This is a genomic window from Mycoplana sp. MJR14 (assembly GCF_029210525.1).
In the GTDB taxonomy this organism is placed as follows: domain Bacteria; phylum Pseudomonadota; class Alphaproteobacteria; order Rhizobiales; family Rhizobiaceae; genus Mycoplana.
On the sequence record NZ_JARGEO010000001.1, the window covers coordinates 216,862 to 235,457 of the forward strand.

The 18,596-nt window shown below is 60.8% G+C and carries 16 protein-coding genes and 3 pseudogenes; 13 read left to right on the plus strand and 6 right to left on the minus strand.

Annotation, left to right across the window (positions count from 1 at the left end; translation table 11 throughout):
* Positions 1 to 419: 419 nt before the first annotated feature.
* From P0086_RS01035 to P0086_RS01050, 4 genes are read right to left on the minus strand one after another with little or no spacing between them, the layout of a single operon-like run.
* Entirely contained in the window at positions 420 to 1,259 is an 840-nt protein-coding gene (locus P0086_RS01035; RefSeq protein WP_275782113.1) for an alpha/beta hydrolase, read from the minus strand.
* Positions 1,260 to 1,275: 16 nt separating this feature from the next.
* Entirely contained in the window at positions 1,276 to 2,739 is a 1,464-nt protein-coding gene (locus tag P0086_RS01040) for an NAD-dependent succinate-semialdehyde dehydrogenase (protein ID WP_275782114.1), read from the minus strand.
* 12 nt (positions 2,740 to 2,751) lie between these two features.
* Positions 2,752 to 3,951: an iron-containing alcohol dehydrogenase gene (locus tag P0086_RS01045; RefSeq protein ID WP_275782115.1), complete on the minus strand. Its 1,200-nt coding sequence runs from the start codon at positions 3,949 to 3,951 to the stop codon at positions 2,752 to 2,754.
* 21 nt (positions 3,952 to 3,972) lie between these two features.
* Positions 3,973 to 4,974: an Ldh family oxidoreductase gene (locus tag P0086_RS01050; protein ID WP_275782116.1), complete on the minus strand. Its 1,002-nt coding sequence runs from the start codon at positions 4,972 to 4,974 to the stop codon at positions 3,973 to 3,975.
* A 94-nt stretch (positions 4,975 to 5,068) separates the two neighbouring features.
* Here P0086_RS01050 and P0086_RS01055 point away from each other — a divergent pair, with 94 nt between their 5' ends.
* The 5 genes from P0086_RS01055 (at position 5,069) to P0086_RS01075 (ending at position 9,958) form a co-directional block, all read left to right on the plus strand.
* Positions 5,069 to 5,758, plus strand: coding sequence for a GntR family transcriptional regulator (locus P0086_RS01055; protein WP_148189549.1), 690 nt, complete (start codon positions 5,069 to 5,071; stop codon positions 5,756 to 5,758).
* Entirely contained in the window at positions 5,755 to 7,347 is a 1,593-nt protein-coding gene (locus tag P0086_RS01060) for a sugar ABC transporter ATP-binding protein (protein WP_275782117.1), read from the plus strand. Before P0086_RS01055 ends, P0086_RS01060 begins: the two co-directional genes overlap by 4 nt.
* A complete protein-coding gene (locus P0086_RS01065; RefSeq protein WP_148189547.1) occupies positions 7,313 to 8,308 on the plus strand; it encodes an ABC transporter permease in 996 nt (331 codons plus the stop codon). Before P0086_RS01060 ends, P0086_RS01065 begins: the two co-directional genes overlap by 35 nt.
* Positions 8,309 to 8,339: 31 nt before the next feature.
* Complete coding sequence (locus tag P0086_RS01070) at positions 8,340 to 9,305, plus strand: substrate-binding domain-containing protein (protein WP_148189546.1); 966 nt, start codon at positions 8,340 to 8,342, stop codon at positions 9,303 to 9,305.
* A gap of 65 nt (positions 9,306 to 9,370) precedes the next feature.
* Entirely contained in the window at positions 9,371 to 9,958 is a 588-nt protein-coding gene (locus P0086_RS01075; RefSeq protein WP_275782118.1) for a DJ-1/PfpI family protein, read from the plus strand.
* Positions 9,959 to 10,075: 117 nt separating this feature from the next.
* Here the strand turns inward: P0086_RS01075 and P0086_RS01080 are convergent, their stop codons facing one another.
* Positions 10,076 to 10,477, minus strand: coding sequence for a septal ring lytic transglycosylase RlpA family protein (locus P0086_RS01080; RefSeq protein WP_275782119.1), 402 nt, complete (start codon positions 10,475 to 10,477; stop codon positions 10,076 to 10,078).
* 170 nt (positions 10,478 to 10,647) lie between these two features.
* On the opposite strand from P0086_RS01080, the gene P0086_RS01085 reads away from it, so the two are divergent.
* Positions 10,648 to 10,938: a YMGG-like glycine zipper-containing protein gene (locus P0086_RS01085; RefSeq protein WP_148179118.1), complete on the plus strand. Its 291-nt coding sequence runs from the start codon at positions 10,648 to 10,650 to the stop codon at positions 10,936 to 10,938.
* Between the two features lie 38 nt (positions 10,939 to 10,976).
* Here P0086_RS01085 and P0086_RS01090 read toward each other — a convergent pair.
* Positions 10,977 to 11,408: pseudogene (locus P0086_RS01090) on the minus strand (transposase); the annotation flags it as partial.
* 313 nt (positions 11,409 to 11,721) lie between these two features.
* Between P0086_RS01090 and P0086_RS01095 the strand changes: the two are divergent.
* The 7 genes and pseudogenes from P0086_RS01095 (at position 11,722) to trbL (ending at position 18,583) form a co-directional block, all read left to right on the plus strand.
* Positions 11,722 to 12,345, plus strand: a complete 624-nt coding sequence (locus tag P0086_RS01095; protein ID WP_275782120.1) for an acyl-homoserine-lactone synthase — start codon at positions 11,722 to 11,724, stop codon at positions 12,343 to 12,345.
* Positions 12,346 to 12,355: 10 nt separating this feature from the next.
* A pseudogene (gene trbB / locus P0086_RS01100) lies at positions 12,356 to 13,329 on the plus strand (P-type conjugative transfer ATPase TrbB); the annotation flags it as partial.
* Positions 13,322 to 13,705 carry a TrbC/VirB2 family protein gene (locus P0086_RS25250; RefSeq protein ID WP_345799287.1) on the plus strand — a complete coding sequence of 128 codons (384 nt, stop codon included), beginning with the start codon at positions 13,322 to 13,324 and terminating at the stop codon, positions 13,703 to 13,705. The pseudogene trbB and the gene P0086_RS25250, both read left to right, overlap by 8 nt.
* Positions 13,698 to 13,997 (plus strand): conjugal transfer protein TrbD, encoded by a 300-nt coding sequence (locus P0086_RS01105; protein ID WP_275782122.1) that lies wholly within the window; start codon positions 13,698 to 13,700, stop codon positions 13,995 to 13,997. The genes P0086_RS25250 and P0086_RS01105 overlap by 8 nt, the downstream gene beginning before the upstream one ends.
* A gap of 10 nt (positions 13,998 to 14,007) precedes the next feature.
* Positions 14,008 to 16,462: pseudogene (locus P0086_RS01110) on the plus strand (conjugal transfer protein TrbE).
* Positions 16,437 to 17,237: a P-type conjugative transfer protein TrbJ gene (gene trbJ, locus P0086_RS01115; protein WP_275782123.1), complete on the plus strand. Its 801-nt coding sequence runs from the start codon at positions 16,437 to 16,439 to the stop codon at positions 17,235 to 17,237. Before P0086_RS01110 ends, trbJ begins: the two are co-directional and overlap by 26 nt.
* 170 nt (positions 17,238 to 17,407) lie before the next feature.
* Positions 17,408 to 18,583 carry a P-type conjugative transfer protein TrbL gene (gene trbL, locus P0086_RS01120; RefSeq protein WP_275782746.1) on the plus strand — a complete coding sequence of 392 codons (1,176 nt, stop codon included), beginning with the start codon at positions 17,408 to 17,410 and terminating at the stop codon, positions 18,581 to 18,583.
* Positions 18,584 to 18,596: the final 13 nt, after the last annotated feature.

An 18,596-nucleotide genomic window follows, 5' to 3' on the forward strand; every position in this document is an offset into this window, starting at 1 on the left:
ATCCTGAACCTGACACGGCTTTGGCAGGGTACCGATATTGTGGAAAGCGTTCGCGTCACGCTTTTAGGAAACCTCTCAAGGCCATTTTGCGCTCACTCGCACTGAGTTCTTACCGATTGCTGAGAGGACCGCCCCTTTGGATGGATGAACGGCTGAGAAGCGGGGCCTTAGCGGAGCTCGTTGTGAGCCATAGTGGAGAGCTTATGTAAACGCAGCGCGCCAATCAACACGACTACTGGGGTGATACTCATGCACGTTCCTTCGTGCTCTCACCCTCGCTACAACAGCCTTTGCTCATCAGCCACAGCCGATCACCCTGTCGACGTCAACGGCTGGAGAACACCCTTCTCAAAACTGACTGTAACATTGTCACTGTTCCGTGCGGGCGTCCTAATCCGTTTCGATTTAGAAGCGGGATTCTAGCTCGACGCGACCATCATCGCCAGACGACTTCCCAACTGCCCGTCTGGGTCCGCCAGGTCCAAAACGACGTTCATATGGTTGAGACCTGGTATGGGCAGCAGTTCCGAAGCGCAACCCTGCACGTTGAGGCGCATGTCAAAAGCCGACGCCTGTTCGTTGAATGGTCTTGTTTCCTCCCCTCCAAAGGCAATGATCCGCATCGGACACGGGAGCTGGGTGGATGTAAGTGGCGACCAGGCTGTCGCTTCCGCAACCGTCATCTCGGCTTCGTTGCGTAGGAAGCTGTGAGGAATATCCGAAAGATCATAGATCCCGCTCAGGAGCAGAAGCCCACGCGGAGACGGAAGCAAGGTCGCGGCCGTCTCTTGCGGGCCGATCGCCGCGAGAAATGACGCAAGATGGGCGCCAGCCGAGTGACCGCTGACCGTCAGCCTGCGCGGATCCGCGCCGAAATCACCAGCATGCCGCTCGAGCCAGAGCACCGCCCGCCGCACCTGATCGACGAGCACGCCAAGCCGCTCGCCCGGCATGAGATCGTATTCGACGATTGCGGCAACAGCCCCGGTTGCGAGCACCGGGGCGGCCACGAAGTGGTAGTTCTCTTTCTCACCGGAGCGCCAGTATCCGCCATGGACGAAAACATGAAGCGGGGCACCGGTTTTCTGATTTTCCGGCAGGATGACGTCCAGGATCTCCCGCGGGCGTGTGCCGTAGCGCACGTCCGCCAGTACGCTGGCATTGGCCGAGAACGCTCGGCTTCGTTCGACGAATTCCGCGGCGATGGCGTCGAAATCGGGAACGAAGTCGCGAATTCGATAAAGGTCCTCTAGTTTCATATTCATCCCCCGTAATTCAGTACTGTACTGCGTAATACTTCGCCTCCATGTACTCCAGAATTCCCGTCACGCCACCTTCGCGGCCAAGGCCACTCTGCTTCACGCCGCCAAAGGGTGCGGCCGGGTCCGACATAAGGCCTCTGTTGATGCCGAGCATGCCCGTTTCGAGACGCTTGCCAACCCGCATCGCACGTTTCAAATCGCCGGTGTAGATATAGGCGGCAAGGCCGTATTCGGTGTCGTTTGCGAGACGGATGGCCTCGTCCTCGCTTTCGAACCTGTAGACCGGCGCGACGGGGCCAAAGATCTCCTCTTTCGCAATCGCAGCGCCTTGGGGAACGTTGTGGAGCACGGTCGGCGGATAGAAATAGCCATTTTCCGCGAGCGGCTTGCCGCCGGTCGTCGGGCGGGCGCCCCCGGCGATCGCGTCGGAGACCAGTCGGTCGATCTTACGCACAGCGTTCGGGGTGATCATCGGCCCGCATTGCGTGGCGGGATCGTAGCCGGGACCAATCTTCAAAGCAGCCATGCGGCTCGTGAGGCCGGCAACGAATGCGTCATGTATCCCTGCCTGAACATAGAAGCGGTTGGCGGCGGTGCAGGCCTCGCCGGCATTGCGCATCTTTGCAACCATGGCGCCGTCGAGTGCCGCTTCCAGATCAGCGTCGTCGAAGACGATGAAAGGCGCGTTGCCGCCGAGTTCCATCGAGCAACTGACGACCGACTTGGCGGCTTCTGCGAGAAGCGTTCGTCCGACAAGGGTCGAGCCCGTAAAAGAGAGTTTTCGCACGCGAGGATCGGCGAGCATGGCGTTCGTCACCGCAGCCGGCCTGGTTGTCGTGAGCACGTTGACCACGCCGGCGGGCACGCCTGCCTCCTCGCCGAGGCGCGCCATGGCGTAGGCCGTCAACGGCGTTTCGGAAGCGGGCTTCAGGATGACAGTGCAACCGGCGGCAAGGGCCGGACCAATCTTGCGGGTCGCCATCGCGGCCGGAAAGTTCCAGGGCGTGATGAGAACGGCGATGCCGATGGGCTCATGGTCGACGATGATGTGGTGCGAACCGGAAGGCGTGTGGCGGTATTCGCCGGGAATGCGAGCTGCCTCCTCCCCATACCAGCGGAAAAACTCGGCGGCGTAGGCGACTTCGCCGCGTGCGTCGGGGAGTGCCTTGCCGTTTTCCAGCGCGATAAGCGTGGCCAGTTCTTCCCCGTGCTTTGTCATCAGTTGGAACCAGCGATGCAGGATTTCCGAACGTTGCCGGGCAGGGGTGGCGCGCCACCCGCAGGCTGCGGCTTCCGCGGCGCCGACGGCGCGCATGGCATCTTCGACGGAAGCATCTGCGACCTCGGCCAGACTATTGCCCGTCGAGGGGTCTTTGACGGTAATGCCGCCACCTCCATGCCATTTGCCGCCGATATAGAGGCCCTCCGCGTGCAGTGTGGGATCGGCATAGCCGGAGAACTTGGTGGGGGACGTCATGACGGGTCTCCTTTAATTTAGGTCGGCTGTATCGCCGTAGTAGGCGGCGGCGACGAGATTGCGGATTTCGCTCGGGTTCAGGGGACGGGGGTTGTTTTGGATAAGGCGCGTGATGCCCGAGCTTTGCTCCGCCACCCAGTCGATCCGCTCCTCTTCTAGACCAAGATCGCGGAGTGTTGCGGGAATGCCGATCCGTTCGAGCAGGGAAGCCAGCGCCGGAATCACTGCGTCAGGTCCATCCAGTCCTGCGGCCCGAGCGATCTGCGCCAATTCGTTTCTTATGAGGGGTGCATTCCACGTCATGACGTATGGCATCAGGCAGGCGACGCCGAGGCCGTGTGCGGTGTGGGTGAGGGCGCCAACGGGATATTGGATGGCGTGGGCGGCTGCAGTGCCTGCAACTCCGAAGGCAAGGCCGGCAAGCGTCGCGCCGAGCATCACCTTTTCACGCGCCGCGTAGTCGCCGCCATTCTTGCAGGCAGCTTCCAGCCCCTGCCAGAGGAGCGAAATAGCGCTCAGGGCGAAGTGATCGGACATTTCATTCTTACCGACGAAAACGCGCTGCTGCGCAATGCCGGATACAGGATCGCGCCGGATGGCCGTGAATGCCTCGATTGAATGCGTCAACGCGTCCGCGCCCGCGATAGCCGTCAGGGTTGGCGGGCAGGAAAGGGTCAGTTCCGGGTCGCAGATTGAGACCGTCGGGATGAGGTACGGGCTCGAAATGCCGACCTTCAGGCTGCGCTCGGCATCCGAAAGCACCGCGACAGGGGTCACCTCCGAGCCAGTGCCGGCGGTGGTGGGAATGGCGATCAACGGCATGACCGGTCCCGGTACGGCTTGCTCGCCGTAATAATCCTGCGGCCGCCCTCCATGCGCCAGGAGCAGGGCGACGCATTTCGCCATGTCGAGGCATGAGCCGCCGCCGACGCCGATGACAAGGTCGGGCGCAAAGCTCCGCGCCCCCTCTGCGCTGGCAATGGCGGATTCGACTGGAACGTCGGGCAGGGTGGAACTGTCCACCATTACCGCAAGCCCAGCCTCCTGGAGCTGTCTGGCGAGCGCCAGAAAGTCGGCATCTGTGGCGAGGCGCCTGTCCGTGACGATGAGCGAGCGCCGGCCCAACCTCGATGCGATGGTACCGAGAGCATGTCGCTGGCCGGCGCCAAAAAGCAGTTCGCGCGGCGCTCTTAATGTGCCGAATAGGTTCATCCCGTATATCCTCCGATAAGTTCACGCGGCCTCGAGGGCCATAAGCTGTTCGAAAAGCTGAGGGGGAAGGTCGATGCCCGATTGCATCGTCCCTGCGCGACGCCGGCGCGCGCCGTCCCCTGGAACGGCGACGGGATTTTGGGCGTCAACGGCAGGGGAAAGTCGCAGTTGCTCGAGATATCCCGACAGCGATGTTGCACGACCGTTCCCCGCCGCCGCGTCGATCAAAATCAGGAGATCGCCCTTGTTTGAAGGATGGATGTCGTCGAGCGTACCGCGCACAGCCGGCGCGAGATCGGAACCGGCCAGCGCCGCGACAAGAAGTTCGATCGCAAGACCCAGGCCATAACCCTTCGCGCCGCCGAAGGGCGCGATCGCCCCGGTCTTCGCGGCCTGGGGATCCGTCGTCGGGTGACCTTTTCCGTCCACGGCCCATCCTAAAGGGATCGGCACGTCGCGCATGGCATGGTTGTTGATCTTCCCCATGGAAACGACACTGGTGGCAAGATCCATAACGAAAGGCCGGTCGGCCGGAATGCCGATTGCGATCGGGTTCGTGCCGAGCATGGCCTTGGTGCCGCCGAATGGATGCACGAGCGCCTCACTAGTCGACATGACAATGCCGATCAGACCTTTGCTCGCGGCGATTTCTGCGTAGTAGGCGAGCATACCGATGTGGTTGGCGTTGCGGATCGCGGCAATCGTAATCCCTGTCTCACCCAGCGCGCTCTGTAACGTCTGCATTGCATTCATCAACACGACCGGTCCGAGTCCACGCTCTCCGTCAACGCTGAGAAAGGCCTGTCTCCGCCAGGTTCCCGTTCCACTCTTTCCCGCATCCGCCAATCCCCTGTCCAGCCTGGACAGCAACATCGGTAGCCGCTGCAGGCCATGCGACGGCAGGCCGCGCAGCTCGGCCTCCAGAAGGAGGTCGGCCTGCAGGCGCGAGTGATCGGACGGAGCGCCCCGCCTCTCAAGAAGGGTGGTTGCCAGGTCTCGGAGGCGTTCGGGTCGAACAATCATTCCAAACTCCTATATCAGATCGTATATGATATTGTATTTGACATACGATATCTTATTTGCAATAAATGCCGGCGTGTCAAGAAGCGTTCGGAGAATGGAAGTGGCATTTGCGGCGGAACGGGAAGGCAGGGCAAGCGTTCGCCCGAGCAGCGTGGTCGACAACGTCTACGACAATATCTACCACCGACTGATGTCCTTGGAGATCGCGCCGGGTGCCCGCATTCCGATAGACGTGTTCGCACGTGACCTTGGAGTATCGCAGACGCCCGTCCGCGAGGCCTTGAGCCGGCTGGAGCGCGAAGGCCTCGTCTGGAAGGAGCACTTAATCGGTTACAGCGCGGCGCCACAGTGGACGCGCAAGCAGTTCGAAGACCTTTATGCCTTTCGCTTGCTGGTCGAGCCGGAGGCAGCACGGCTTGCAGCAATCCGTATGACGCCCGAGGCACTTCAGCAGCTCGAGGAATCTGCCGCGGACATGGGGCATGGAGAGGCACCCGTCGACCGAAACACGCGCTATTCCCGTTTTGCGCGAGCCGACGCGCAATTTCATGACGCCATTCTGAAGATTGCAGGCAACGAAATAATCCGCAGTACGCTTTCGAACCAACACGTCCACCTGCATATTTTCCGGCTCATGTTCCACACGCGCGTGACGCAGGAGGCGCTCGAGGAGCACGAGAACCTGCTTAGCGCCTTTCGTGCCGGCGATGCACAAGCGGCATTGGATGCGATGCGCATCCACGTCGAACGTTCACGCGACCGACTGCTGTCGGCTTTCGAATGAACGCGGTGCCCTCTCCCCAGATCGTGCCGACGCCGGAAAATCCGACCGTTGCCGCACTCCGCGCCGAGAACATCGGCAAAAGCTATGGCCAGATCACCGTCCTGGCGGACGTCACGCTCGATGTCCACGCCGGAGAGGTTCACGCCATCATCGGCGAGAACGGCGCGGGCAAGTCGACGCTGATGAAATTGCTGTCCGGTCATGTCGTGCCAACAACTGGTCACCTGCTGGTGGCCGGCCAGCCGATCCAGTTCCGCAATGCGGTGGAGGCCGAAGCCGCGGGCATTGTGCTCGTGCACCAGGAAATCCTCCTCGCCGCCGATCTGACAGTTGCGGAAAATCTGTTCCTAGGTCGCGAGGCGGGTCGTGGCCCGGTAGTGAACGATGCGCTGATGAACAGGCGTACGGCCGAGCTGCTAGCACGGGTCGGCTCGACCGCCCGGCCGCGCGACCGGGTGGGCGAGCTGTCGCTTGCCCAGCGTCAGCTGGTTCAGATCGCACGAGCGCTCCTGGATGACCGCAAGGTCGTCATTTTCGACGAGCCGACGGCCGTCCTTGCCAATGACGAAGTAGCCGCGCTGTTCGACATCGTGCGCGGTCTGCGCGACCATGGGGTCGCCGTGCTCTACATCTCCCACCGTCTCGACGAGGTGCAGGCGCTTGCCGACCGCATTACCGTGCTACGTGACGGTTCCATGATTGGCACTTGGCCGGCGGCCGGTCTTGGCCAACGTGAGATGGCGGAATTGATGGTCGGGCGAGAACTCGACATGCTGTATCCGCACAAGCGGCCTGCCGTCCACGGCGCGCCAATCCTAGTCGTGAGGGATCTTTCAGTAGATCATGGAGTGCAAAAGGTATCCTTTGCCGTCAGTCCGGGCGAGGTCTTGGGCATTGGTGGCATGATCGGTGCGGGCCGTACAGAACTGTTCGAGGGACTGATGGGGCTTCGTCCGTCCGACGCGGTAAGCGTGAGCCTCGACGGCCAGGAGATCGTGAACCGGTCGGTCAGGACGATGATGGACGCCGGTCTCGTCTACCTGACGGAAGATCGCAAGGGGAAGGGACTGCTTCTGGAGGAGAAGCTCGGCCCCAACCTCACCCTGCAAGCGCTCGACACGGTTAATCCCGGCGCCGTACTTGATCGCAGAATGGAGCTCTCCCGCCTTGAGAAGGCGGTGACTGACTATGACATCCGCGTCCGGTCGCTTCGGCTTGAGGCTGGCAAGCTTTCGGGCGGTAATCAGCAGAAGCTGCTTCTCGCCAAGATAATGATGGCTGCCCCCTCTGTCGTCATCATCGATGAGCCGACACGCGGCATCGACATCGGCAATAAGAGCCAGATTTACGACTTTATCGACGTGATGGTGCGGTCGGGCAAGGCCTGCATCGTCATCTCGTCGGAAATGCCAGAGCTCGTTGGCCTCGCCGACCGCGTTCTGGTGATGAGGGCCGGTGAAATCGTAGCCGAACTTCGGGGCAGTGAAATCAATGAGAAGAATGTCGTCTTTGCAGCCACGACGGGCGGGCGTGGGGACGTCAGGGAGGAAGAATATGACGACAGCCGCAGTAACAGTCTCACCGACTGATGAGGGAATTTGTATCCGCTGGGCCGATCTGGCACCCTTCATCGCGCTTGCCGTCATCGTGCTGTTCGGCGCGTTGGTGAACGCCAATTTCCTCTCGTCGGCGAACCTGATCAATGTGATCACGCGTAGCGCCTTTGTTGCGATCATCGCCGTCGGGGCGACCTTCGTGATCTCATCAGGGGGGCTGGACCTGTCGGTGGGATCGATGATGGCCTTCGTTACCGGCATCATGATCATGGTGATGAACCATCTCACCCCCTCCTACGGTGCCTGGGCCATTCCCATGGGAGCAGGTGTCGCCTTGGTCGTGGGCTCGCTTTGCGGCCTCTTCAACGGACTGATCGTGACCCTCGGGCGAATAGAGCCGTTCATCGTCACGCTCGGTACGATGGGCATTTTCCGCGCCTTCATCACCTTCATGACCGATGGCGGCTCGCTGCCGATCGACCGCAGCCTGCGTGAAGCCTATCGACCTGTCTATTTCGGCAGTTTGCTCGGCATTCCCTATCCGGTCTTCATCACGACCGTCGTCGTTCTGCTTGGCGCGTTCCTGCTCTACAAGACCAAATATGGCCGCCGTCTGACCTCTGCCGGATCCAATGTCGAGGTGGCGCGCTTTTCCGGCGTGAACGTCGCCGCCGTGCGCACTATCGCCTACGTGATCCAGGGATTGTGCGTCGCGGTAGCGGCCATCTGCTATGTGCCCCGCCTCGGCGCCGCAACGCCGACCACCGGACAGCTGTGGGAGCTGCAGGTCATCACTGCCGTCGTGATAGGTGGCACGCTTCTTCGCGGCGGTCGGGGGCGCATCGGCGGCACCGTTGCCGGTGCCCTCATCCTCGAGGTGATCGCCAACGTAATGGTTCTCTCGGACATGGTCTCCGAATATCTCGTCGCCGCCGTTCAGGGCGCGATCATCATCATCGCCATGCTGGCGCACCGCTTTACTGCAAACCGCTGAGAACAGCGCTGACTTCAAACAGGAGGAAAAAATGAAGTCTATTATCCGCAAATCTGGGTTATTGATATCGACTGCCGCGTTGGCTCTTGCGCTGCCCTTCGTCGCTTACGCACAGGACAGAAATGTGACGATGGCCATCTCGATACCGGCTGCAACGCATGGATGGACGGGGGGAGTTGTCTACCATGCAGAGCAGGCCGAAAAGGAGATCGAGGCCGCGTTCCCGAACATTGATGTCGTGATTTCGACCGCATCATCCGCCACTGCACAGGTTTCCGCGCTGGAGGACCTTTCGGCAAGCCGCAAGCTGGACGCTCTGGTCATCCTGCCCTTTACCTCAGAAGAGCTCACCGGACCGGTCGAGCAGATCAAGCGGAACGGCACGTTCATTTCCGTGGTCGACCGCGGCCTTACAGATCCCGACGTTCAGGATCTCTACGTCGCCGGCGACAACATCGCCGTAGGCGCCAATACGGCGCAGTGGCTTGCCGACAAGCTTGGTGGCGAAGGCCAGATCGTCGTGCTTCGCGGCATTCCGACCGTCATCGACGACGAGCGGATCAAGGGCTTCTCCGACGTCATCGAGAAGACCAATATCAAGATCCTCGACATCCAGTACGCCAACTGGAACCAGGACGAGGCTTTCAAGCTGATGCAGGACTATCTTGCGAAGTATCCGAAGATCGATGCAGTCTGGGCCAATGACGACGACATGTTGCTTGGTGTGCTGGAAGCCGTCGATAATGCGGGCCGCAAGGACATCAAATACGCCCTTGGGGGCAACGGCATGAAGCAGGTCATCGAGATGGTGAAGGAGAAAAACGAGCGTACGCCGATTTCAACGCCCTATCCGCCTTCGATGATCAAATCGGCCATGTATATGACGGCGGCGCAGTTCAGCGGTCAGGCTCCGGTTCGCGGTTCTTTCCTGCTCGGCGCGCCCCTGATCACTCCCGACAATGCCGATCAGTTCTATTTCCCCGATTCTCCATTCTGATCTGAAAAGGATGCCCCGCGGATTGCCGGGGAACCACCGAGTTCCATGACAACAGGAGATCTGACATGAGTGGCAAGAAAATCCTCATGCTGACAGGCGAGTTCACCGAGGAATATGAAATTTACGTCTTCCAGCAGGGGATGGAGGCTGTCGGTCACACGGTGCACGTGGTTTGCCCAGACAAGAAGGCGGGCGATCGCATCAAGACATCACTGCACGACTTCGAAGGAGATCAGACTTACACCGAAAAGGTTGGTCACTACGCCGATATCAACAAAACTTTCTCTGAAGTCAGGGTTGACGATTACGATGCGGTCTATGCCGCGGGCGGCAGAGGTCCGGAGTACATCCGCACCGACAAGCGCGTCCAGGACATGGTGCGGCACTTCCACGAAAGCGGAAAGCCGATCTTCACGATCTGCCATGGAGTGCAGATTTTGATGGCAGTGCCCGGTGTACTGAAGGGCCGAAAGGTCGCTGGCCTAGGTGCCTGCGAACCGGAGGTCACAGCGGTTGGTGGCATCTATGTCGACGTCAAGCCGACAGAAGCCTACGTCGACGGCAATATGGTCTCCGCCAAAGGTTGGACCGGCCTTGCCGCATTCATGCGAGAATGCCTGAATGTGCTCGGAACGAAGATTACGCACGGCTAGAGCGTACGCTCGAATACTTGTTGCCGGGCCATAATCCCGGCAGCAGGTTTTCGCGCAGGATTCGGGTCTTGCGGATGGCCAGCTTTCTGCGACTGGCTCAGGCGCGCGGCCGGTCTGCTACCAGACCGGCCTCATACTCACGGGCGGCCGCATCAAGGGATGCCAACCACCGTCCTCGACCTCTTCAAAACAGACGCGAGCGTGTCCTGCCGAAATCATGCCAATCTCCTTGGCGGCCGCCTTTGAAAGATCAAGCACCCGGCCGCGGATGAATGGACCACGATCGTTGACGCGAACGACAACGCTGTGACCGTTCTCTGGGTTGGTGACCTCAATCTTCGTGCCCAGCCTCATTGATTTGTGCGCGGCCGTTAGTTGCGCCGGATCCATCCGTTCGCCGGATGCCGTTTGTGAAGTCAAAGCATACCACGAAGCGCGGCCGCAGCCGTGACCGGCCTCGGCGCCATTGGGCAGGATGACAAAAGCGGCGACCAGGGCCGCACTAAACAACCAATGCATCTCATGATCCTCCGACGAGAGTGGAGGCCCTCCTTACGTTAGAGAACGCTAATTTAAAGGACCGGTTCCGCGATGCCCTTTTGAATTTCATGGTGGTCCCGTACACGAAATAATTGCCTTCTGGAAAGGGCCGCCTATGTATCCACCGATAACCCCAGGAAGGAAGCGCCATGATACGTAAAGTTGGCATTGCACTGGTCGCAACAGCACTCGTCGCCGCATGCGCTTCGTCGGAGCAAGAGAGACGAGCGGGAACCGGAGCGTTGGTCGGAGCAGCTGGTGGTGCACTGGTGGGCCAGGCGGTGGGCCGCAATACCGAGAGCACTCTCGTGGGAGCAGGCGTGGGTGCGCTCGCGGGAGCAGCAGTTGGGACCGCAACGACGCCTACGGGGTCACGCAACGGCGACTTATGCCGCTATCAGGATTCGCAGGGGCGCATCTATACCGCCCCCTGCCGTTGACGCTCAGTCCGCTTTTTAGAGTCGGACTCCAAAAGAGATCAACGATAGCGATATCTTGCAAGCCGCCTAGTGAGTATGCGGGGGTGGCGTGAGCTGAAGCGATGAATCCATGTCTACAGCCAGCCTGCGGCATCGCCCTGCTTCGCGAAGGTGCGCTCGACAACCCACCAGCGGGATTGGATTTCAGACGCCTTGGTCTTATCGGAGCGCTTGCTGATCTCGAGTGTCCACTTGCCGATTTTCTTCAGGTGGCTCTTCAGCTTTTCGCCCGCGTAGTCACCGTCGGCAAAGCACCCAAGGCCATCTGTGACGGAATGGACTTCAAGAGATCGGGCGCTCCGTAGGGATCCTGAACATCAGCCCGTGCACCTTGAGGCCGACCATCAGGCCAAGATGATAGCGCGCTTGCGGCCCTTGATCTCCTTTCCCGCATCAAAGCCGCCGCTTTCGGTGGTTTTGACACTCTGACTTGCTTTCGAGGGCGGCCGTTGCGGCCAAGAAGACGCACCTGCAGTTCAGGGGCACCTACATCCATGACTTGGTGTCCGCCCATCCTTGGATGGACATTTCATGCCTCGGAGCACTGCGCTTCAGATGGCGCACAGAAATTGGCGTTTACGGTTCTCAGACTTTTTCCAATCGTCACCCTTGTGGCTTTGCCGTACCAGTCACCTGTTGACCTGTCAGGTCCGTTTCATCTCCGTGACCATGTAGAATCCTACAACTGCCAGCGGGATGTAAACTGTGCTCATCTCCGCCGATCATGTTGGCCAGGAGAAAAGCATGCGAACTGTCGCGATTTCTGAATGCATGGATTGCCGTACAAAGCAACTTCTTGAGCAACATCATCGTTTGCGGGCACGCGTCTTTGCCAATCGACTGGGCTGGGAGGTTAACGTTGTCGACGGCCGCGAGACGGATTCCTTCGATGAGTTGAGGCCGACCTATATTCTGGCAACTTCCAATAGTGGACAAGTGGCAGGCTGCGCCAGGCTTCTTCCGGCGCTTGGTCCAACCATGGCGGCAGACGTCTTTCCCTCACTCCTTCCAGGTGGACGGTTGCAGGCGCACTCAGCGATGATCGAAAGCTCCCGATTCTGCGTAGACACGACCCTTACTGAAGCACGGGGAGGAGGGGCAGTGCATGAGGTGACCGTCACCATGTTCGCTGGGATCATCGAGTGGTGCATGATCAACGGATACACGGAGATTGTCACCGTAACGGACCTTCGCTTCGAGCGGATACTTGCTCGTGTCGGCTGGGCACTGCAGCGATTGGGCGAGCCCAAGAAGATTGGCGTGACGATGGCCGTAGCGGGCATTCTGCCCGCCGACTCCGATACATTCCAGAGGCTTCGCCCCCGCAACTATTGCTCCGAATTCACCTCTGCCTGCAAAGCGGCGTAAGGAGAAATCCGTGAACCAGCCCCGTTCTCATCCCCGGCTCGTGCGAAAACTTCAGGAGGCGCTCGGCGATCAGCTTTGCGTGGCGCTCGAGGACGCAACCGTTGTTGAAATCATGCTCAATCCAGACGGCAGGCTTTTCATCGAGCGGCTCGGGCATGGCGTCGCGCCGGCCGGCGAGATGTCTGCAGCAGCAGCCGAAGTGGTGATCGGCGCGGTTGCGCATGCCCTTCAGTCCGAAGTCGACACGGAACAGCCTATCATCTCCGGCGAGCTTCCGATCGGCGGCCACCGGTTCGAGGGGCTGTTGCCGCCGGTCGTCGCCAAGCCTGCCTTCACCATTCGCCGCCGGGCTTCGCGTCTGATCCCGCTGGACGACTATGTGCGCGCCGGCGTGATGACGGAGCACCAGGCCTCAACGATCCGCAGCGCAGTCGCCTACAGGCTGAACGTCATCATTTCCGGGGGAACGGGCTCTGGCAAGACGACGCTCGCGAATGCTGTCATCGACGAGATCGTCAAGAACGCTCCAGAAGAGCGGCTCGTCATCCTGGAAGACACTGCCGAAATCCAGTGCGTGGGCGAGAACGCCATCGTCCTGCACACCAGTGATAACGTCGACATGGCCCGCCTTCTGAAGAGCACCATGCGTCTGCGCCCGGACCGGATCGTAGTCGGCGAGGTCCGCGATGGCGCGGCCCTGACCCTGCTGAAGGCTTGGAACACCGGCCACCCCGGAGGCGTGGCAACCATTCATTCGAACACGGCAATATCGGCGCTGCGCCGCCTAGAGCAACTGACCGCCGAGGCTAGCCAGCAGCCCATGCACGAAGTGATCGGCGAAGCGGTCGATCTCATTGTGTCCATCGAGCGGACGCCGCGGGGTCGGCGCGTTCGCGACATCATCCAGGTCGATCGGTTCGCGAACGGTGTGTACCAATCGAAACCGACCAGTTCACGGAAGAACAGGGGACGCGCCATGTCGCGCAAAGCTGCAATCATCACTGTCGCGCTCATCGCAGCGTTCAGCTTCCTTTCCGCTGTGGCGCCGGCGCTGGCGAGTTCCGGCGGTGGCGGTCTCCCGTGGGAGGGGCCGCTCCAGCAAATACAGGAGTCGATCACCGGACCCGTGGCCGGCGCCATTGCGCTGGCCGCAGTCGCAATCGCAGGCGGCATGCTGATCTTCGGCGGCGAGCTCAACGATTTCGCGCGGCGGCTCGTGTATATTGCCCTCGTCGCCGGCATCCTGCTCGGGGCCACCAACATCGTCGGCCTTTTCGGGGCGACCGGCGCCACTATCGGCCTCCCCGACGAGCAAAAGTCGGAGGAGCAAAAAGCAGGAGGGGAGGGGCCGCATGGCTGAGTCCCTGTCCGGCCTGCAGCGCAACCGCATCCACCGTGCACTTTCTCGTCCAAACCTCCTGGTGGGCGCCGACCGGGAGTTGGTGCTGCTGACGGGTCTCGCCGCCGTCATACTGATTTTCGTGGTGTTGACCATCTACTCCGCTCTTTTTGGAGCTGCCGTCTGGGTCGTGATTGTTGGACTGCTCAGGACGATGGCGAAGTCGGACCCGCTGATGCGGCAAGTCTACATGCGGCACATTTCCTACAAGCATTACTACAAGGCGACCACCTCGCCGTGGCGGCGGTATTGAGGAGGCTGGAATGGTCGCACTCAAACACTTCCGGGCCACGGGTCCATCCTTCGCGGACCTTGTCCCCTATGCGGGCCTGGTCGACAACGGGGTTCCTGCTGTTGAAAGACGGAAGCCTGATGGCCGGCTGGTATTTTGCCGGGCCGGATTCCGAAAGCGCCACCGACCTCGAGCGCAACGAATTGTCGCGCCAGATCAACGCGATCCTGTCGCGCCTTGGAAGCGGCTGGATGATCCAGGTCGAGGCCGTCCGTGTCCCGACATACGATTATCCCTCGGAAGACCGTTGCCACTTCCCCGATGCTGTCACGCGCGCGATCGACGCGGAGCGGCGGGCGCATTTCGCGCGCGAGCGCGGACATTTCGAGAGCAAGCACGCGCTGATCCTCACTTACCGGCCGCTCGAATCCAAGAAGACGGCGCTCAGCAAATACATCTATTCGGACGAGGAGAGCCGCAAGAAAACCTATGCCGACACCGTCCTCTTCGTCTTCAAGAACGCCACTCGCGAGATCGAGCAATATTTCGCGAACACGCTCTCGATCCGGCGCATGGAAACGCGCGAGACTACAGAGCGGGGAGGTGAGCGCATCGCACGCTACGACGAGCTACTGCAGTTCGTCCGCTTCTGCATCACCGGCGAGAACCACCCGATCCGGCTGCCGGACGCCCCCATGTATCTTGACTGGATTGCGACCGCGGAGCTCGAGCACGGGCTGACGCCGAAGGTCGAAAACCGCTTCCTCGGTGTCGTGGCAATTGACGGACTGCCGGCTGAGAGTTGGCCTGGGATCCTCAACAGCCTCGACCTGATGCCGCTCACCTATCGTTGGTCGTCTCGATTCATATTCCTCGATGCGGAAGAGGCGCGCGCGAGGCTGGAGCGAACCCGCAAGAAGTGGCAGCAGAAGGTCCGGCCATTCTTCGACCAGATATTCCAGACGCAAAGCCGCTCGGTCGATCAGGACGCCATGACGATGGTCACTGAGACCGAGGATGCGATCGCCCAAGCATCATCGCAGTTGGTCGCCTACGGCTACTACACGCCCGTGATCATCCTCTTCGACGGTGATCGCGAAGCATTGCAGGAAAAGGCCGAGGCGATCCGCCGGCTGATCCAGGTCGAAGGATTTGGTGCGAGGATCGAGACACTCAACGCGACCGACGCCTATCTCGGTAGCCTGCCGGGCAACTGGTACTGCAACATCCGCGAACCGTTGATCAACACCAGCAACCTCGCGGACCTGGTGCCGCTGAATTCGGTCTGGTCGGGAAACCCGGTCGCACCTTGCCCCTTTTATCCCCCCAATTCACCGCCTCTGATCCAGGTAGCAAGCGGCTCGACGGCGTTCCGGCTCAATCTGCACGTCGATGACGTCGGCCACACGCTGATCTTCGGTCCGACAGGCTCGGGCAAGTCGACACTGCTCGCCCTGATCGCGGCCCAGTTCCGGCGATATGAACATGCCCAGATCTTCGCCTTCGACAAGGGAAGCTCGTTGTTGCCGCTGACGCTCGCCGCGCAAGGCGATCACTACGAGATCGGCGGGGAGGGGCCTGAGCCGGAACCTGCTCTCGCGTTCTGCCCGCTTGCCGCCCTCGAAAGTGAGGCAGACCGGGCCTGGGCGACAGAATGGGTAGAGATGCTCGTCGCGCTGCAGGGTGTCACCATCACGCCCAATCATCGCAACGCCATCTCCCGCCAGATCGGCCTGATGGCCAGCGCGGCCGGCCGGTCGCTGTCAGATTTCGTAAGCGGCGTACAGATGCGCGAGATCAAGGACGCGCTGCTTCACTACACAGTTGATGGCCCGATGGGTCAGCTTCTCGACGCCGAGCAGGACGGCCTCACCCTCGGTGCCTTCCAGACCTTCGAAATCGAGCATCTCATGAACATGGGCGAGCGGAACCTCGTCCCGGTGCTGACCTATCTGTTTCGGCGCATCGAAAAGCGCCTCGACGGATCCCCGAGCCTGATCTTACTCGACGAGGCCTGGCTGATGCTCGGCCATCCCGTTTTCCGCAGCAAGATCCGGGAGTGGCTCAAGGTGCTGCGCAAGGCAAATTGCGCTGTCGTGCTTGCAACCCAGTCGATCTCGGATGCCGAGCGGTCCGGAATCATCGACGTCCTGAAGGAGTCCTGCCCGACCAAGATTTGCCTTCCGAATGGCGCCGCTCGAGAGCCAGGGATACGAGAATTCTACGAGCGGATTGGCTTCAACGACCGTCAGATCGAGATCGTCTCAACCGCGATCCCGAAGCGCGAATACTACGTCGCCACGCCGGAAGGCCGGCGTCTATTCGACATGTCGCTTGGGCCGGTTGCCCTGAGCTTCGTGGGAGCTTCCGGCACGGCAGACTTGAAACGGATTCGCGCGCTGAATTTGGAGCATGGCCGTGACTGGCCGATCCATTGGCTTCAAACGAGAGGAGTTCACGATGCCGCAACGCTGCTCAAGGTCTAATTGGCTCGCCTGCCTGACGGCGACGGCAATGATCGTCGCTCCAGTCGCAACTGCACACGCCGGTACCTCGACTGGGGCAGCAACCGAATGGACGCAGGTGCTCAACAACGGCGAACTGGTATCCCTCGTCGGCCAGTCCGGCGAGCAGATCCAGAACCAGCTTACCCAGATCAGCCAGCTCGCCCAGCAGATTGAGACGCAGCTGAGCATTTACCAGAACCTGCTCCAGAACACCGCGACCCTCCCAATGCACATGTGGGGTGAGGTCGAGAACGATCTCAACCAGCTTCGCAGCATCGTCGATCAGGGTCAGGGTATCGCTTTTTCAATGGGCAACGCCGACGACGTGCTCCATCAGCGCTTCCGGAGCTATGCCGATCTCCGGACTAACCTGCCGAGCAATCAGACGTTCTCGACCACCTATCAGTCCTGGTCCGACACGAACCGCGCCACGATTGCGAGCACCCTGAAGGCTGCCAGCCTGACTGCGGAACAATTCGACAGTGAGGCGACGACCATGTCCTCGCTTCGAAGCCTGTCGGACACTGCGGACGGCCAGATGAAGGCACTGCAGGTGGGACACCAGCTCGCCGCTCAGCAGGTTGCGCAGATGCAGAAGCTTCGCGGCCTGGTCTCGCAGCAGATGGCTATGTTGGGAACCTGGCTGCAGGCGGAACAGACTGAAAAGGACCTCGCACAGGCGAGGCGGGAAAAGTTCTTCAACGCCGAGGTCAAGGGCATTCCGGAAGGTCAGAAAATGGAGCCCCGCTGGTGAACCGTGCCGCCCACATTGCCGTGCTTCTCGCTGTCGCGGCTGCATCGTCCGCCGCAACAGTACTGATCATCAATTCCAGCGTCACGGGCAAACATGATGTCCGGGAAAGAGTTCTCTGGCCCAAACAGGGAGTTGCCGCCGACAAAGGACGGCCAGGAGATGCGGCCGCCATGGCGAAGGCTGCTGTAGAACGGGCGGTTCTGATTGTGGGCCTCCTTTGCCTCACGTGTGCCGGCTCCGCCTTCGCACAGGCAGGGCAGGTCCTTACGGAATTGGAAAACCAGGTCTCCTCCGCGGCCAAGGGGTGGGAGACCACCATCATGGATGCTGCGACATCCCTTTTCTGGACCCTCGCGACGATAGAGATTGGCATTGCCGCCGTCTGGCTTGCAATCCGGGCTGCGTCGCTGGATAGCTGGTTTGCCGAGTTGGTCCGGCGAATCATGTTCATTGGTTTCTTCGCATTCGTTCTTGACCATGGTCCGAGCTTTGCGCGCGCGGTGGTCGACAGCCTTTTCCAGATCGCTGCAGGCGGCGGCTCGGCGTCTCCCGCCGAAATCTTCGACGCAGGGATTCAGGTCGCCTCGCAAATGTCGCAGCAGGCACAATTCGGCCTCTTTGAAGACAATGCCCAGGCGATCGCCGCGGTGCTGGCAATGGTCGTGGTCGTCATTTGCTTCTCGCTGGTCGCAGCGATTTTCGTGTCGGTCATGGTGGAGATGTATGTCGGCCTGCTCGCCGGCATGATCATGCTCGGGCTAGGCGGCGCGTCCTTCACCAAGGATTTCGCTGTCCGTTATCTCGTCTACGCTTTCGGCGTCGGCATGAAACTGATGGCGCTGGTGATGATCGCGACGATTGGATCGCAGATCCTCCTGGGGCTTGCGAAGGCTCCGACCGCTTCCTCGGAACAGTTTGTCACGACGCTGGCGATCGCGGGCATCTCGGTCGTGGTCTTTCTTATCGCCATGTACGTACCGAGTATTATCCAGGGTGTGGTTCAGGGCGCCGCGGTTTCCGGAGGAATGGAGTCGATCCGTCATGGCGGACAGGCAGCATCCATCGCCGCGGGCGCGGGGTTCCTTGCGAGTGGCGCCGCGCGAACGGGCCTTGCCGCCAGTCAGTCCGCACGAGCGGCGGGTTCATCACTCGCGGGCGCTGCGCTGCGGGGCTTCGGCGCGGGGATTGGAGCCGCCAGCAGTGCGGCTGGATCCGCGGCGAAGGAGAAGGCGATCGGCTCTCCCGGCGCCTATGCCGGGTCTATCCTCGGCCTCGCCAACGCCAAGCTCGATGGGAGCCGGGGCAGTCGCAGCGCGCAAAAGCCACTTCCCGAACGCAAACACTAACAGCAATCAGAGA

What these genes read in the sequence shown, in the direction of transcription:
- P0086_RS01035 (WP_275782113.1), bottom strand. Translation starts at nt 1,259, where the DNA reads ATGAAACTAGAGGACCTTTATCGAATTCGCGACTTCGTTCCCGATTTC.
- P0086_RS01040 (WP_275782114.1), bottom strand. Translation starts at nt 2,739, where the DNA reads ATGACGTCCCCCACCAAGTTCTCCGGCTATGCCGATCCCACACTGCAC.
- P0086_RS01045 (WP_275782115.1), bottom strand. Translation starts at nt 3,951, where the DNA reads ATGAACCTATTCGGCACATTAAGAGCGCCGCGCGAACTGCTTTTTGGC.
- P0086_RS01050 (WP_275782116.1), bottom strand. Translation starts at nt 4,974, where the DNA reads ATGATTGTTCGACCCGAACGCCTCCGAGACCTGGCAACCACCCTTCTT.
- P0086_RS01055 (WP_148189549.1), top strand. Translation starts at nt 5,069, where the DNA reads ATGGAAGTGGCATTTGCGGCGGAACGGGAAGGCAGGGCAAGCGTTCGC.
- P0086_RS01060 (WP_275782117.1), top strand. Translation starts at nt 5,755, where the DNA reads ATGAACGCGGTGCCCTCTCCCCAGATCGTGCCGACGCCGGAAAATCCG.
- P0086_RS01065 (WP_148189547.1), top strand. Translation starts at nt 7,313, where the DNA reads ATGACGACAGCCGCAGTAACAGTCTCACCGACTGATGAGGGAATTTGT.
- P0086_RS01070 (WP_148189546.1), top strand. Translation starts at nt 8,340, where the DNA reads ATGAAGTCTATTATCCGCAAATCTGGGTTATTGATATCGACTGCCGCG.
- P0086_RS01075 (WP_275782118.1), top strand. Translation starts at nt 9,371, where the DNA reads ATGAGTGGCAAGAAAATCCTCATGCTGACAGGCGAGTTCACCGAGGAA.
- P0086_RS01080 (WP_275782119.1), bottom strand. Translation starts at nt 10,477, where the DNA reads ATGCATTGGTTGTTTAGTGCGGCCCTGGTCGCCGCTTTTGTCATCCTG.
- P0086_RS01085 (WP_148179118.1), top strand. Translation starts at nt 10,648, where the DNA reads ATGATACGTAAAGTTGGCATTGCACTGGTCGCAACAGCACTCGTCGCC.
- P0086_RS01095 (WP_275782120.1), top strand. Translation starts at nt 11,722, where the DNA reads ATGCGAACTGTCGCGATTTCTGAATGCATGGATTGCCGTACAAAGCAA.
- P0086_RS25250 (WP_345799287.1), top strand. Translation starts at nt 13,322, where the DNA reads ATGTCGCGCAAAGCTGCAATCATCACTGTCGCGCTCATCGCAGCGTTC.
- P0086_RS01105 (WP_275782122.1), top strand. Translation starts at nt 13,698, where the DNA reads ATGGCTGAGTCCCTGTCCGGCCTGCAGCGCAACCGCATCCACCGTGCA.
- trbJ (WP_275782123.1), top strand. Translation starts at nt 16,437, where the DNA reads ATGCCGCAACGCTGCTCAAGGTCTAATTGGCTCGCCTGCCTGACGGCG.
- trbL (WP_275782746.1), top strand. Translation starts at nt 17,408, where the DNA reads ATGGCGAAGGCTGCTGTAGAACGGGCGGTTCTGATTGTGGGCCTCCTT.